The sequence below is a fragment of the Microbacterium thalassium genome (assembly GCF_014208045.1).
In the GTDB taxonomy this organism is placed as follows: Bacteria; Actinomycetota; Actinomycetes; order Actinomycetales; family Microbacteriaceae; genus Microbacterium; species Microbacterium thalassium.
Genome location: NZ_JACHML010000001.1, coordinates 1411207 through 1425704, shown reverse-complemented (window position 1 = coordinate 1425704; position 14498 = coordinate 1411207). Strand labels below are relative to the sequence as shown.

General features: G+C 70.8%; 9 protein-coding genes. 3 read left to right on the top strand and 6 right to left on the bottom strand.

The window, feature by feature from the left end; translation table 11 throughout:
• Positions 1-13 precede the first annotated feature (13 nt).
• Genes HD594_RS06555 through HD594_RS06545 form a run of 3 tightly spaced genes read right to left on the bottom strand, consistent with a single transcriptional unit; the run spans position 14 to position 2230 of the window.
• Positions 14-670 (bottom strand): spermidine/putrescine ABC transporter substrate-binding protein, encoded by a 657-nt coding sequence (locus HD594_RS06555; RefSeq protein ID WP_184750181.1) that lies wholly within the window; start codon positions 668-670, stop codon positions 14-16.
• Between the two features lie 52 nt (positions 671-722).
• Entirely contained in the window at positions 723-1175 is a 453-nt protein-coding gene (locus HD594_RS06550) for a hypothetical protein (protein ID WP_271171254.1), read from the bottom strand.
• A 35-nt stretch (positions 1176-1210) separates the two neighbouring features.
• Positions 1211-2230, bottom strand: a complete 1020-nt coding sequence (locus HD594_RS06545; RefSeq protein WP_184750179.1) for an ABC transporter — start codon at positions 2228-2230, stop codon at positions 1211-1213.
• A gap of 137 nt (positions 2231-2367) precedes the next feature.
• Here HD594_RS06545 and HD594_RS06540 point away from each other — a divergent pair, with 137 nt between their 5' ends.
• Positions 2368-2967, top strand: a complete 600-nt coding sequence (locus tag HD594_RS06540) for a hypothetical protein (protein ID WP_184750178.1) — start codon at positions 2368-2370, stop codon at positions 2965-2967.
• Position 2968: 1 nt separating this feature from the next.
• Here the strand turns inward: HD594_RS06540 and HD594_RS06535 are convergent, their stop codons facing one another.
• The 3 genes from HD594_RS06535 to rpoB all read right to left on the bottom strand — a co-directional run bounded on the left by HD594_RS06535 (position 2969) and on the right by rpoB (position 11189).
• Entirely contained in the window at positions 2969-3583 is a 615-nt protein-coding gene (locus HD594_RS06535) for a hypothetical protein (RefSeq protein WP_184750177.1), read from the bottom strand.
• Between the two features lie 174 nt (positions 3584-3757).
• The gene (gene rpoC, locus HD594_RS06530; protein WP_184750176.1) at positions 3758-7630 is read right to left on the bottom strand and encodes a DNA-directed RNA polymerase subunit beta'; all 3873 of its coding nucleotides are present in this window, start codon (positions 7628-7630) and stop codon (positions 3758-3760) included.
• 49 nt (positions 7631-7679) lie between these two features.
• Positions 7680-11189, bottom strand: a complete 3510-nt coding sequence (gene rpoB, locus HD594_RS06525; protein ID WP_420827205.1) for a DNA-directed RNA polymerase subunit beta — start codon at positions 11187-11189, stop codon at positions 7680-7682.
• Between the two features lie 264 nt (positions 11190-11453).
• On the opposite strand from rpoB, the gene HD594_RS06520 reads away from it, so the two are divergent.
• Positions 11454-12041, top strand: a complete 588-nt coding sequence (locus tag HD594_RS06520) for a hypothetical protein (RefSeq protein ID WP_184753016.1) — start codon at positions 11454-11456, stop codon at positions 12039-12041.
• A 118-nt stretch (positions 12042-12159) separates the two neighbouring features.
• Complete coding sequence (locus HD594_RS06515) at positions 12160-14472, top strand: DUF7363 domain-containing protein (protein WP_184750174.1); 2313 nt, start codon at positions 12160-12162, stop codon at positions 14470-14472.
• The last annotated feature ends 26 nt before the right edge of the window (positions 14473-14498 follow it).

The following is a 14498-nucleotide window of genomic DNA, read 5'->3' as shown; positions in this document are numbered from 1 at the left end:
GATCAGCCGGCGATCAGCCGGAGAGCGGATCGTTCGGGTCGAACGGAGCGTCCAGCGACTCCGTCAGCTCGGCCAGCATCTGCTCGATCTGGGGCTCGACGTACGTGGAGATCGCGGACTGGATGCGCAGCCGGTGGTGCAGCAGGATCGAGCAGATCTCGCGGCCGACCATGTTCGCGTAGTCGTCGGCGAGCCCGACCTCCTGCCGCAGCGCCGCTTTGGCCTCGTCGCTCAGCGGCGGAAGCGCCGGGACGTGGGCATCCGCCTCCTGCGCGAGGCCGGCGATCGTGAACAGGAAGGGCGCGCCGGGCACCGGATCGGGGTCGAGCGGAAGCCCCTCGAACTCCGGTTCCAGCCCCTCGCCGGGCCGGTAGCTTCTCGCCCGGTTGCGGGCGGCCTGCTGGTCGAGCTCGGCCTGGAGCGTCGGGAGGTTCAGAGCCGTGTACTCGGCGACGGAATGGTCCACGATCGTCTTGATGCGCGTGGACAGACCGTGCTGAACGCCGTGAGGGACGTCCGCGCCGAGACCGGCCGCCGACAGCACCGGCGACCCGAAGCACCTGCGGCACACCGCCACCCGTCCCCGGTGCGTGGCCGGCTCCCAGCGGGGAAGCCAGCGGAGCCAGGCGTCCACCGCCTGGCTCACCTGCGTCTCGAGCGAGCGCTCCACCGTTCAACGGTACCCCCGACACGCCGGATGCCGCGGGATGACGGGCGGAGGATCACTCGTCTTCGTCATGCTCCCACGGCCAGCGGGGTCGCTCGGAGCGCGTGCGCACCAGCGCGATCCCGCCCCAGCCGCACACCAGGCCGGTCCCGGCCACGACCGCTCCGAACCACGACACCGCCACGTCGCCGGCCGCGCCGACGGCTGCCGCCGGGCCCGCCCCCGCGATCGCCGCGCCCAGCCAGACGCCGACGAGGTAGCCCAGATACGCGCCGAGCGCGCACCATGCCGCCGCCCAGTAGGACGGGCGCGGCAGACGGACCCCGGCCCACAGCCCGAGCACGAAAGCCGCCGTCGCGGCCGTCGTGCCGGCGACGCCCGGCGCGAGCCCGAGCCCCGGCGTGGCGACGACGTCGGCGTCGAGAGCGAGGCTCGTCAGGCCGAGGCCGGCGATGAGCAGCGCGACGAAGGCGACCGACGCGAAGGCGATCGCCTGCGCCGGGCTCACGGACCCGGAGGCGCCGCCGCCGGGTCCGCCCGTCATCACTGCCGGACCAGCTGCGGCCCCGCCTCGAGCGTGCGCTCGTACTCGCGCTGGGCCTCGACGTTCAGCTCGGTGACGCGCTTGCCGCGCGAAGCGGCCCACGCGCCGAACCAGATCGTCAGCTCGCGGCCGATCACCAGCGCGGCGATGGCCGAGGGGGCGAACAGCTCGTCCTGCAGGAGCGCTGCGCCCTCCGATGCCGTGAGCATCCAGAACGGCGCCTGGAAGAGCACGCCGAGGAGGTGGCCGCCGTACGCGGCGACGCCGACGAGCAGGCCGAAGATCACCCACGCACCCCACCGCCCGCGGTTGATGATGGCGCCCAGCAGCCAGAACGCGAGGTAGAACACGACGATCGGCGTCCAGAGGGTCCACGTGCCCAGGGCCTCGACGACCGCCTCCCCCGCGTTCGCCGCGTCGACCTCTCCGGTGACCAGCCTCAGTCCCAGCCAGGCGCCGAGGTACAGCAGCGCGAACGACAACGCCGCCAGGAGGCCGATCGCCCCGGCCGCGGCGCGGTTGCCGCGCGGGCGGGGCGCTTCGGGCGCCTGAACGAAGATGGCCTGCTGACCCACCGGGACCGCGTACGCCTGGTCGGCGGCGGGCTCGCTCGGCGGCATGGCCACCGTCTCGTCCACGGGGGCGGCGACCGGCTCCGGCTGCGCCTGGGCGACGGGCTCGCTCTCGGGCGCCGCCGCAGGCGCGGGCTCCGCCTCGGCGGCAGGCTCGGGCTCGGCCGCGGGCGCGGCGGGGGGCGCCTCGCCGCCGGCGGATGCCGCGTAGGCGGCGTCCCACTCGTCGGGGGTCGAAGCGGGCTCGGGCTCGGGGGCGTCGACTGTCGACGCAGCGGCGTCCGCGGGCTCGGGCGCCGGGGCGGTCTCGTCAGCGCCGGCCCCGGGCTGCGACTCGGTCCGGGCGGCCTCCGCCTCGGCGAGTCCCTCGTTGGCCGTCCCGACGACGTCGTCCACCGGCGTGGGCTCCTCGACCGGCTCGCCGTACGTCGACTTGGGATCACTCATCGGGGTGCGCTCCTCACGCGGGGCCGTTCCCCGCACGAGCGAGGGTAGCGTCCGGCGCGGCCCGCGCCGCGCAGGCGTGCCGGGAATCGCGGGCGCGGCGCGGGCCGCGCCCGCCGGCGCCGCCATAGCCTGGGGCCATGCCCGTCCCCCGTGTCCGCGTCGCGCTCGCCGCCGCGTCCGTCCTGCTCGCCGCATCCGCCCTGTCGGGGTGCGCTCCGGCCGAGGTCGTCGCGACGACGCCGACCGCCACCGTCGACGCGACGCCGACCCCGATCCCGATCGCGACGACGTCGGCGGACCCGACGGCCTCCCCCACCCCGTCGGTGCGCATCCCGACGGACTGCCGGGTGATCCTCGACGACGACGTCCTGGCGCAGCTCGAGGACATCCCCCTCAACGACCCCGCCTTCGGCGACTCCGGCGCGCAGCCCGACGGGAGCCTGATCTGCATCTGGGGCGATCCGGCCGCCGACACGACCGGGCTCACGACGACGATCAGCTGGATGTCGCGGGGTCCCGCGCTCGACATGCTCAACGAGCTCGTCGACGAGGAGGACTACACGTGCTACACGCCGTCGGGCGGAACGCGGTGCGAGAAGACCTGGAAGAACAGCACGTATCCCGTGACCGACGGCCGGACGCTGTTCTGGCGCGACGACGTGCTGATCGACACGCGGTACTCGAACCTGGCGCCGTCGGGCTACACCGACGCGATCGTGGCCGGCATCTGGGGCTGAGTCAGCCGAACAGCCACGCGTCGAGGCGGTCGCCGTAGCCGGCGGGCTGCCAGCCGGACTCGAGGCTCACCAGCCACAGGCGCCCGCTGAGGGTGTGCTCCTCGCGCACGCGCCCGGTGAGCCGCGCGCAGTCGAGCACGCCCTCCCGGACGTTGCACGAAAACCCCTCGGCGCGAAGCGCGTCCTGCACGACCGTCTCGGCGTCCCCGTCGACCTCGGCGAGCGTCGTGACGATCGACCCGCCCGCGCCGCGCGTCCACGTGCACGTCACCGCGACGTCGGCCGACACCTCCTCGGCGAGCCCGGCGGCGGCCGTCGGCGGCGGCGAGTGGTCCTGGGCGAGGGACACGTCGGCCGTCCACGTCAGCTCCGCCCACAGGTTCTCGGGATAGAGGTCGCGGCAGTCCAGGGCGTCCAGATCGAGACTCCCCGCGACCGGCTCCTCGTCGCCGGTCTCCTGCGCCCGCAGCGTCGCATCGCGCAGCGTCTGCCCCACCCAGTCCCACGCGACGGGCACCATCGGCAGGGCGAGCCACACCAGGGCGGCGACGACGGCGAGGGAGACCGTGGTCGCGGGCACCGCGATCCACATGTTGCGTCCCCCCGTCCGGGCCATCCCCACCTCCCGTCTCCACGGTAGGCGGCGAGTCGCCGGGGCCCCGTAGGGCGCGCAGCGGTCGCGCCGGACCGCACGCGGGAACCGTCGGCCGGGTGCGGCGTTCGCCGACGCGGGAACGACGAAGGGCCCCGGCGTGATGCCGGGGCCCTTCGCTCACCTACTCGCCGGGGATCAGTTGTAGTTGCCCGAGAAGTCGTCGGTGGTGAAGCTGTCGAAGTCGACGTAGCTCAGGTCCGCGTCGCTGTACGCGCCGTCCGAGGCGAAGATGCGGTTGGGGTACCGCTCGCTCTTGGCCTCCTCGGTCGCCTCGACGGTGACGTTGCGGTACTTCGAAAGGCCGGTCCCCGCGGGGATGAGCTTTCCGATGATGACGTTCTCCTTGAGGCCGACCAGCGGGTCGCTCTTGCCCTCCATGGCCGCCTGCGTCAGGACGCGGGTGGTCTCCTGGAACGACGCGGCCGACAGCCACGACTCCGTCGCGAGCGACGCCTTCGTGATGCCCATCAGCTCGGGACGACCCGACGCCGGACGCTTGCCGGCGGCGACGGCCTCGCGGTTGATCGCCTGGTAGCGCTTGAGGTCGACCATCTCGCCGGGCAGGAGCGCCGTGTCGCCGTGGTCGACCACGGTGACCTTGCGCAGCATCTGGCGCACGATGACCTCGATGTGCTTGTCGTGGATCGGCACACCCTGCGAGCGGTACACGCCCTGGACGCCGTTGACGAGGTACTTCTGCACCTCGCGGGCGCCCTGCACGCGCATGACCTCCTTGGGGTCGAGCGTGCCGACCTGCAGCGCCTGGCCGACCGTCACGCGCTGGCCGTCCTCGACCAGCAGCGTGGCGCGCTTGAGCACCGGGTAGACGTGCGGCTCGTCGCCGTTGTCGGGGGTCAGGATCACCTTGCGGCTCTTGTCGGTCTCCTCGATCGTGATGCGGCCGTCGGCCTCAGCGATCGGGGACGCGCCCTTGGGGGTGCGGGCCTCGAAGAGCTCCTGCACGCGGGGCAGACCCTGCGTGATGTCGTCGGCCGACGCCGAACCACCGGTGTGGAACGTGCGCATCGTCAGCTGCGTGCCGGGCTCGCCGATCGACTGGGCGGCGATGATGCCGACCGCCTCGCCGATGTCGACGAGCGAACCGGTCGCGAGCGAGCGGCCGTAGCACTCGGCGCAGACGCCGACGGCCGAGTCGCACGTGAGGACCGAGCGGACCTTGATCGACTCGATGCCGGCCTCGACCAGGAGGTTGATCTCCGGGTCGCCGACGTCGGAGCCGGCGGCCAGGACGACCTCGCCGGAGTCGCTGACGACATCCGCGGCGAGCGTGCGGGCGAACACCGAGTTCTCGACGTTCTCGTCGCGACGCAGGACGCCGTCCGCACCCTCGCGGGCGATGACGAAGTCCAGGCCCTTCGAGGTGCCGCAGTCGTTCTCGCGGATGATGACATCCTGCGAGACGTCCACGAGACGACGGGTGAGGTAGCCCGAGTCCGCGGTGCGGAGGGCGGTGTCGGCCAGACCCTTTCGCGCACCGTGGGTCGCGATGAAGTACTCGGCCACCGACAGACCCTCGCGGTACGACGAGATGATCGGGCGGGGGATAATCTCACCCTTCGGGTTGTTCACCAGGCCTCGCATACCCGCGATGTTGCGGATCTGCAGCCAGTTACCACGCGCACCGGACGACACCATGCGGTTGATGGTGTTGTCGGCCGGGAAGTTGTCGCGCATGGCCTTCTGGACCTCGTCGGTCGCCTCGGTCCAGATCTTGATGAGCTCCTGGCGACGCTCGGCGTCGGTCGTGAGACCCTTCTCGAACTGCGCCTGGGCCTTCGCGGCCTGCTTCTCGTGCTTGGCGACGATGTCCTTCTTCGCCGGCGGCGTGAGGATGTCGCTCAGCGCCACCGTGACACCCGAGCGGGTGGCCCAGTAGAAGCCGGCGTCCTTGATGCGGTCCAGGGAAGCTGCGACCTCGACCTTGGGGTACTCCTCGGCCAGCTTGTTGACGATCTCGCTGAGCTTGCCCTTGTCGGCGGGCTCCCGCACGAACGGGTAGCCCTTGGGGAGCGTGTCATTGAAGATCGCCTGACCGAGCGAGGCGTCCAGGAGCCCGTGGCGCTCGTAGCCCTCGGGGGCCTCGCCCTCGAGGAACGTCAGACCGGGGACGCGGATGCGGACCTTGGCCTGCAGGTCGAGGGTGCCCTCGTCCTTGGCCAGGATCGCCTCCGAGACCGAGCCGAACACGCGGTTCTCGCCCTTGGCGCCCTCCTTGACCGTGGTCAGGTGGTGCAGACCGATGATCATGTCCTGCGAGGGCAGGGTCACCGGACGGCCGTCCGACGGCTTGAGGATGTTGTTCGACGCCAGCATCAGGATGCGGGCCTCGGCCTGGGCCTCCACCGACAGCGGCAGGTGCACGGCCATCTGGTCGCCGTCGAAGTCCGCGTTGAACGCGGCGCACACGAGCGGGTGCAGCTGGATGGCCTTGCCCTCGACCAGCTGCGGCTCGAAGGCCTGGATGCCCAGGCGGTGCAGCGTGGGGGCGCGGTTCAGCAGCACGGGGCGCTCGCGGATGATCTCCTCGAGCACGTCCCACACCTCGGGGCGGTAGCGCTCGACGGCGCGCTTGGCGGCCTTGATGTTCTGCGAGTGACCGAGGTCGATGAGGCGCTTGATGACGAACGGCTTGAACAGCTCGAGGGCCATCTGCTTCGGCAGACCGCACTGGTGGAGCTTGAGCTGCGGGCCGACGATGATGACCGAACGGCCCGAGTAGTCCACGCGCTTTCCGAGCAGGTTCTGACGGAAGCGTCCCTGCTTGCCCTTGAGCATGTCGCTCAGGGACTTCAGGGCGCGGTTGCCGGTGCCGGTGACGGGACGACCGCGGCGGCCGTTGTCGAACAGCGCGTCGACGGCCTCCTGCAGCATCCGCTTCTCGTTGTTGACGATGATCTCGGGGGCGCCGAGGTCGATCAGACGACGAAGACGGTTGTTGCGGTTGATCACGCGGCGGTACAGGTCGTTGAGGTCGGAGGTCGCGAAGCGGCCACCGTCCAGCTGCACCATCGGGCGCAGCTCCGGCGGGATGACCGGGACGACGTCCAGGACCATCGAGGCCGGGCTCATGCCGGTCTGCAGGAACGAGTTGACGACCTTCAGGCGCTTGATCGCGCGGATCTTGCGCTGGCCCTTGCCCTCGGCGATCTGCAGGTGCAGGCTCTCGGCCTCGGCGGCCAGGTCGAAGGTCTCGAGGCGGCGCTTGATCGACTCGGCGCCCATGTGGGCCTCGAAGTACTGACCGAAGCGGTCCTGCAGCTCGTGGAAGATCTCGTCCTCGCCCTTGAGCGAACCGACCTCGAGCGTGCGGAACTCCTCCCACACGCGCTCGAGCTTGGCGAGATTGTCGTCCGCGTTCTTGCGGATCGAGGCCATCTCCTTCTCGGCGGCGTCCTTGACCTTCTTCTTCTGGTCGGCCTTGGCGCCTTCCTCCTCGAGGGCGGCGAGCTCCTCCTCCAGCTTCGCCAGGCGGGTGGCGATGCGGGAGTCACGGCGGTCGCCGATGTTCTTGATCTCGAGACGGATGTTGTTCTCGTGGGTCGCGAGGTCGCGGTGGCGGGCGTCCTCGTCGACCGAGATCACCATGTAGGCGGCGAAGTAGATGACCTTCTCGAGGTCCTTCGGCGCCATGTCCAGCAGGTACCCGAGGCGCGACGGGACGCCCTTGAAGTACCAGATGTGGGTGACGGGGGCGGCGAGCTCGATGTGGCCCATGCGCTCGCGGCGGACGGAGGACTTGGTGACCTCCACGCCGCAGCGCTCGCACACGATGCCCTTGAAGCGGACGCGCTTGTACTTGCCGCAGGCGCACTCCCAGTCGCGGCTGGGGCCGAAGATCTGCTCGCCGAAGAGGCCGTCCTTCTCGGGCTTGAGCGTGCGGTAGTTGATGGTCTCGGGCTTCTTGACCTCACCGTAGGACCAACGGCGGATGTCGTCGGCGGTGGCCAGGCCGATGCGAAGCTCATCGAAGGTTGTTGCGTCGAGCACTAGTTCTCCTGTGTCGAAAATTCAGTCTGAGTCGGTTGCCGGTCGCGGATCAGATCTCGTCGATCGACGACGACTCGAACCGGGTGGAGATGTTGATGCCGAGCTCCTCCGCTGCGCGGAAGGCGTCGTCATCCGTGTCGCGGAGGTTCACCGCGGTGCCGTCGGCCGAGAGGACCTCGACGTTCAGGCACAGCGACTGCATCTCCTTCATGAGGACCTTGAAGGACTCGGGGATGCCGGGCTCCTGGATGTTCTCGCCCTTGACGATCGCCTCGTACACCTTGACGCGGCCGAGGATGTCGTCGGACTTGATCGTGAGGAGCTCCTGGAGCGCGTACGCGGCGCCGTAGGCCTCGAGGGCCCACACCTCCATCTCACCGAAGCGCTGACCGCCGAACTGCGCCTTACCACCGAGCGGCTGCTGGGTGATCATCGAGTACGGGCCGGTGGAGCGCGCGTGGATCTTGTCGTCCACGAGGTGGTGCAGCTTCAGGATGTACATGTAGCCGACCGAGATGGGCGCCGGGAACGGCTCGCCGGAGCGGCCGTCGAACAGCTGCGTCTTGCCGCTGCGGTCGATCAGGCGCACGCCGTCGCGCGTGGGGGTCGTCGAGTCGAGCAGACCCGCGATCTCCTCCTCGTACGCGCCGTCGAACACCGGGGTGGCGACCTTGGTGCCCGGAGCGGCCTCGCGGGCGATCTCGGGGAGCTTCACAGCCCACTCCGGCTCGCCCTCGACCTTCCAGCCCTGCTTGGCGACCCAGCCGAGGTGGGTCTCCAGGACCTGGCCGAAGTTCATGCGGCCGGGGATGCCGAGCGGGTTGAGGATGACGTCCAGCGGCGTGCCGTCGGCGAGGAAGGGCATGTCCTCGACGGGGAGGATCTTCGCGATGACGCCCTTGTTGCCGTGGCGGCCGGCGAGCTTGTCGCCCTCGGTGATCTTGCGCTTCTGGGCGATGTAGACCACGACGCGGCGGTTGACGCCCGAGCCGAGCTCGTCGTCGCCGTCCTCGGCGTTGAACTCCTTGACGGCGATGATGGTGCCCTGCTCACCGTGCGGCACCTTCAGCGAGGTGTCGCGGACCTCGCGGCTCTTCTCGTTGAAGATCGCGCGGAGCAGGCGCTCCTCGGCGCTCAGCTCGGTCTCGCCCTTGGGCGTGACCTTGCCGACGAGGATGTCGCCGGGGCGGACCTCGGCGCCGATGCGGACGATGCCGCGCTCGTCGAGGTCCTTCAGCAGGTCGGGGCTCACGTTGGGGAGGTCACGGGTGATCTCCTCCTTGCCGAGCTTGGTGTCGCGGGCGTCGACCTCGTACTCCTCGATGTGGATCGACGAGAGGGTGTCGTCCTTCACCAGGTCCTGGCTGAGGATGATGGCGTCCTCGAAGTTGTGGCCCTCCCACGTCATGAACCCGACGAGCAGGTTCTTGCCGAGCGCGAGCTCGCCGTCCTCGGTCGCGGGACCGTCGGCGATGACCTCGCCGGCCTCGATGCGCTCGCCGGCCGAGACCACGACGCGCTGGTTGTACGAGGTGCCCTGGTTCGAGCGGTCGAACTTGCGCAGGAAGTAGTCCTGCGTGCCGCCCTCGTCGAGCTGGATCGTCACGACGTCGGCCGAGACCTCGAGCACGACGCCCGAGCTCTGGGCGGTGATGACGTCACCGGCGTCAATCGCGGCGTAGCCCTCCATGCCGGTGCCGACCACGGGCGACTCGCTGCGCAGCAGCGGCACGGCCTGGCGCTGCATGTTCGCACCCATGAGGGCGCGGTTGGCGTCGTCGTGCTCGAGGAACGGGATGAGCGAGGTCGCGACCGACACCATCTGGCGCGGCGAGACGTCCATGTAGCCGATGTCGCCGGCCGGGAACAGGTCGACCTCGCCGCCCATGCCGCGACGGGCGAGGACCCGCTCGTTGACGAAGGAGCCGTCGGCGTTGAGCGCGGCGCCGGCCTGCGCGACGATGAACGCGTTCTCCTCGGAGGCGGTGAGGTAGTCGATCGTGTCGGTGACGTGACCGTCCACGACGCGACGGTACGGCGTCTCGATGAAGCCGAACGAGTTGATGCGCGCGAAGGACGCGAGCGAGCCGATCAGACCGATGTTCGGGCCTTCCGGCGTCTCGATCGGGCACATGCGGCCATAGTGCGACGGGTGGACGTCGCGAACCTCGACGCCGGCGCGCTCACGCGACAGACCGCCGGGGCCCAGCGCCGACAGGCGGCGCTTGTGGGTCAGGCCCGCGAGCGGGTTGTTCTGGTCCATGAACTGCGACAGCTGCGAGGTTCCGAAGAACTCCTTGATCGCGGCGACGACGGGGCGCACGTTGATCAGGGTCTGCGGCGTGATCGCCTCGATGTCCTGCGTGGTCATGCGCTCGCGGACGACGCGCTCCATGCGCGAGAGCCCCGTGCGGACCTGGTTCTGGATCAGCTCGCCGACCGCGCGGATGCGGCGGTTGCCGAAGTTGTCGATGTCGTCGACGTCCAGGCGGATCTCGGTGGTCTTGCCGCCGCGCGAGCCCTCGAAGGTGACGTCGCCGCGGTGCAGGCGCACCAGGTACTTGATCGTCGCGACGATGTCCTCGACGGTGAGCACCGACGCGTCGATCGGCAGCTCGAGGCCGAGCTTCTGGTTGATCTTGTAGCGGCCCACCTTCGCCAGGTCGTAGCGCTTGGCGTTGAAGTAGAAGTTGTCCAGCAGCGCGCGGGCGGCCTCGGCGGCGACCTGCTCGCCCGGACGGAGCTTGCGGTAGATGTCGCGGAGCGCGTCCTCCTTGGTGAGGATCGTGTCCTTCGACAGCGTCTCCTCGATGGAGTCGAAGCCGGCGAACTCGGCGAGGATGTCCTCGCTGGTCAGGCCGAGGGCCTTGAGGAAGACGGTGACCGACTGCTTGCGCTTGCGGTCGATGCGCACGCCGACCTGGTCGCGCTTGTCGACCTCGAACTCCAGCCACGCGCCGCGGCTGGGGATGACGCGGGCCGACACGATGTCCTTGTCGGAGGTCTTGTCGGGGGTCTTGTCGAAGTAGACGCCGGGCGAACGGACGAGCTGCGACACGACGACGCGCTCGGTGCCGTTGATGATGAACGTGCCCTTGTCGGTCTGGAGCGGGAAGTCGCCCATGAAGACCGTCTGCGTCTTGATCTCACCGGTCTGGTGGTTCATGAACTCGGCCTCGACGTACAGCGGGGCGGCGTAGGTCTTGCCGCGCTCCTTGCACTCCTCGATCGAGTACTTCTCGGGCTCGAGGTAGGGGTTCGTGAACGACAGCTGCATCGTCTCGGAGAGGTCCTCGATGGGCGAGATCTCCTCGAAGATCTCCTCGAGGCCGCTCTTGACGGCGATGTCGGTGCGGCCTTCGGCCTGCGCCTGCGCGAGGCGCTCACGCCACGTGTCGTTGCCGACGAGCCAGTCGAAGGACTCGGTCTGCAGCGCAAGAAGGTCGGGGACCGTCAGCGTGTCGGAGATCTTGGCGAACGAGAGGCGGGATGCTCCGCGTCCGCTCTTGGGGGTGGTGGTGGATGCGTGGGGCGCAGCAGCCAAGGGGATAACCTCCATGGGCCCGGATCGGGGGCTCGTTTCCTTGTCGTGGTGGAGTGCTCGATCCCCTCCGAAGCCGCACGTCACGCACCGCGAACACGCGGGGACATGCGGACACAGCCGACCACCATATGAGGGCAGGGAGGATCCATCGAGCGCAACTAGCAACTATAGTTCGCTCGACGCGCCATGTCCAGTCCGATTCTTGACCCTTCGCATCCGCTGCGGTATAAACCGGACGGAGTGCGCGGGATCGGAGCCACCAGGGGCGGGGAGGCCATCATGCCAGGGTTCTACACAGCGGCGAAACGCGGAGGAGGTCTGGCCGCGATCGCGGTCGCGGCGTCCCTCGTGCTGACGGGGTGCGGCGACGTCGACGACCTCGACGATCTGAACGACATGATCGACCGCGCGCAGGAGTTCGTGGACGAGGCCAGCGAAGGGTCCGGCGACCCGGGTTCCGGCGACCCGGGATCCGGCGACCAGGGTTCGGGGGACGAGGGATCCGGCGACCAGGGCGACTCCGGCGAGGACGAGCCGGGGTCGGACTGGGAGGAGCGGATGCGGGAGGCCCGCGACGACTGGGACACCTACCCCGCGCCGCCGGCCGACATCCCCCCGTCCGAGGAGCCGTATTCGTACGCCACCAGCCACAACGACGGCTCTCGGTCGGCGACCGAGCAGAACACCTACCCCGGGAACGAGTCGGAGGACCTGTCCGACCACTACACCGAGCAGTATGGATCGGAGCCGACGGTCCAGGACGGCACGACGACGTGGTCGAACGACAACGCGACCACGACGATGGAGACGAACTGGGACGGCTCGGTGACCGTCGAGTCGAAGTGGTACGACCCGTCGACAGGCTGACGGGCCCCGGCTGATCACGACCTCCCTGGTGCGGCGTATCAGGCATCCGTACACTCCGCTCTAACGGGGTATCGCGGGCGGTGGCCCGCGGGTTCGGTCGTGACGAGGGGGTTCGGTCATGACGTCGCCGTCGGGCGGGGACGATCGCGAGGTGCGGGTCGCCGGCGCCGCGCGCGCGGCGGACACGCTCACCGCGGGTCCCGCGACCCGTCTCGCCCGCCGCGGCGGGCGCCTGGTCGCCGCCACCCTGATCGAGTGGGTGGAGCACGGTGGGGCCAGCGTCTCGGCGCGTGTTCCGGCCGCGGCGCCGTACGGCGCGGCCCTGATCATCCTCGAGGACGGAAGCGCGCTCGCCGTCGTCGCGCGGCGCCGGGCCGGGACGATCGTCGCCGACGTGCCGGCGCACCGGCGCGGGCACCGGGCCGCGGTCGTGCTGCTCGCGTTCGCGAGCACGGCCGAGCGCGACCGGTACGTCCGCGAGGCGGGAGGCGCCACCGATGCCGACGCCGTGCGGGCGATCGTCACGGGCACCCTGGTCGCGCGCGAGGAGGAGTCGGGCCGCGGCGGCGGATTCGCCGGCGGCGGATACTCGGCCGGCGAGGGGTACGCCGTCGGCGGCGGATACTCCGGCGGCGGACCGTCCGAGCTCGAGACCGCCGCCGGGGAGAGCGCCGAGGAGGCCGTCGAGGAGGCGATGGCGGAACCGGCCGAGGAGGCCGCGCCGCCGCCGGTCCCGCGCATGGCCGCACCCCGTGCGCCTCGCCCCCGAGCCCCTCGCGCCGCGCCGCCGTTCGGGATCGCCGGTGGCGAAGTGCCGCGCATGGCCGCTCCGCCGGGGCCGGCCCCCGAACCCGGGACGGCTGCGGAAGCGGCGCGCGAGCCCGACGGGGGGCGCGCGGAGCCGGTCTCGGCGCACATCGACGCCGAGATGCCGGGGCGGCTGGTCCGCGGCGAGCGGATCGACGTCACGGTGCGCCTGTCCCCCGTCCCTCTCGCCGCCACGCCCGGCGCGGCCCATGCCGAGGCGCGGATTCCGATCGACCCGGGCCGCCCCGTCGACCTGGTCGTCGTCCCGCGCGGCCTGAGGTTCGCGCCGGGTCACCGGTCGGCGCGGCGCATCAGCCTTCCGCCCGCCGGTGACGGGCCGGCGGTCGTGCGCGTCGGACTGATCCCCACCGACGTCGGCCGCGCCGACGTGTCGGTCATCGTGCGCCAGGAGCCCGTCGAGCTGCCCCTGGCAACGCTGCGGATCACGGCGCCGATCCTCGCGACCGCAGACGATGCGGCCGCCGCGGACCTCGAGGTCACGGCCCCCGTCGGGGGCGCCGCGGCCGACATCGCCGGACTTCCGACGCTGCGGGTCGACGAGTCCATCGCCGCGGGGCGCTCGACGCTGCGGATCGCGCTCGTGGTCGGCGGCGAGCGCGCCGAGCGATCGGTGGTCATCGGCGACAAGGTCGCCTTCATCGACCGCATCTACCGCCGCCTCGACGGCGTGCGCGCCGCGATCGAGAGGGAGCCCGAAGCGGGCAGGGCCCGCGAGGCGGCGCGGCAGATCGCCGACATCGGACGCGTCATGACCCGCGCGCTGCTGCGCGGCGACATCGCCGAGCTGCTGTGGCGACGTCGCGACGATCTGACGGGCCTCATCGTGCAGACCTCGGGCGAGATCGACCTGCCGTGGGAGATCGTGACGATCGACGAACCGGGCGCTCCGGCGACGGACACGCCACGATTCCTCGCCGACGTGGGCGTGACCCGCTGGGTCTACGACACCGCGCACCCGGCGACGATCACCGTCCGTCCCGATCGCGTGCTGGCGGTGGCGCCGCAGTACGACAACCAGCTCTTCCGGCTCGCGCGCACCGCCGAGGAGCTCGACGACCTCCGCGCGCACGTCGACTTCACCCCCGCCGTCGTCCCCCGCCGCGCGGATCTCAGCGGACGCATCCGCGGCGACTTCGACCTGCTCCACTTCGCCGGCCACGGGCGCTGGCGCGACCGCGACGAACGCAGCCAGGAGCTCCTGCTGGCGTCCTTCACCGACGACGATGACGACGACCATGCCGGCGCCTACACCGACGCCGACGCGCGGGCCGACCTGGACGGCGCGGCCCCGGCATCCGCTCCCCTGGTGTTCCTGTCGGCCTGCGACGTCGGGCGGCTGCGCTCGGACGGGCCGGGTCTGGGAGGCTTCGCCGAGGCGTTCCTGCACGGCGGCGCGGGCGCGTTCATCGGCTGCGGCTGGGCGGTGCGCGACGACGTCGCCTCCCAGTTCGTGCGCACGTTCTACCGGGCCGTGTTCGACGACCGCCTCACGATCGGCGAGGCGACGGCCGTCGCGCGCTCGGCCGCGGGAGGCTCCCGTGACCCGAGCGCACTGGCGTTCGCCGTGTTCGCCGACCCCCGCTCACGACTGACCACCGGATGAGATACGCACCAGGCACCAGGAGGAAC

Excerpts from the sequence above, each read along its gene's own strand:
- HD594_RS06515 (WP_184750174.1), top strand. The coding sequence starts at position 12,160 with ATGACGTCGCCGTCGGGCGGGGACGATCGCGAGGTGCGGGTCGCCGGC.
- HD594_RS06540 (WP_184750178.1), top strand. The coding sequence starts at position 2,368 with ATGCCCGTCCCCCGTGTCCGCGTCGCGCTCGCCGCCGCGTCCGTCCTG.
- rpoB (WP_420827205.1), bottom strand. The coding sequence starts at position 11,189 with ATGGAGGTTATCCCCTTGGCTGCTGCGCCCCACGCATCCACCACCACC.
- HD594_RS06520 (WP_184753016.1), top strand. The coding sequence starts at position 11,454 with ATGCCAGGGTTCTACACAGCGGCGAAACGCGGAGGAGGTCTGGCCGCG.
- HD594_RS06545 (WP_184750179.1), bottom strand. The coding sequence starts at position 2,230 with ATGAGTGATCCCAAGTCGACGTACGGCGAGCCGGTCGAGGAGCCCACG.
- HD594_RS06535 (WP_184750177.1), bottom strand. The coding sequence starts at position 3,583 with ATGGCCCGGACGGGGGGACGCAACATGTGGATCGCGGTGCCCGCGACC.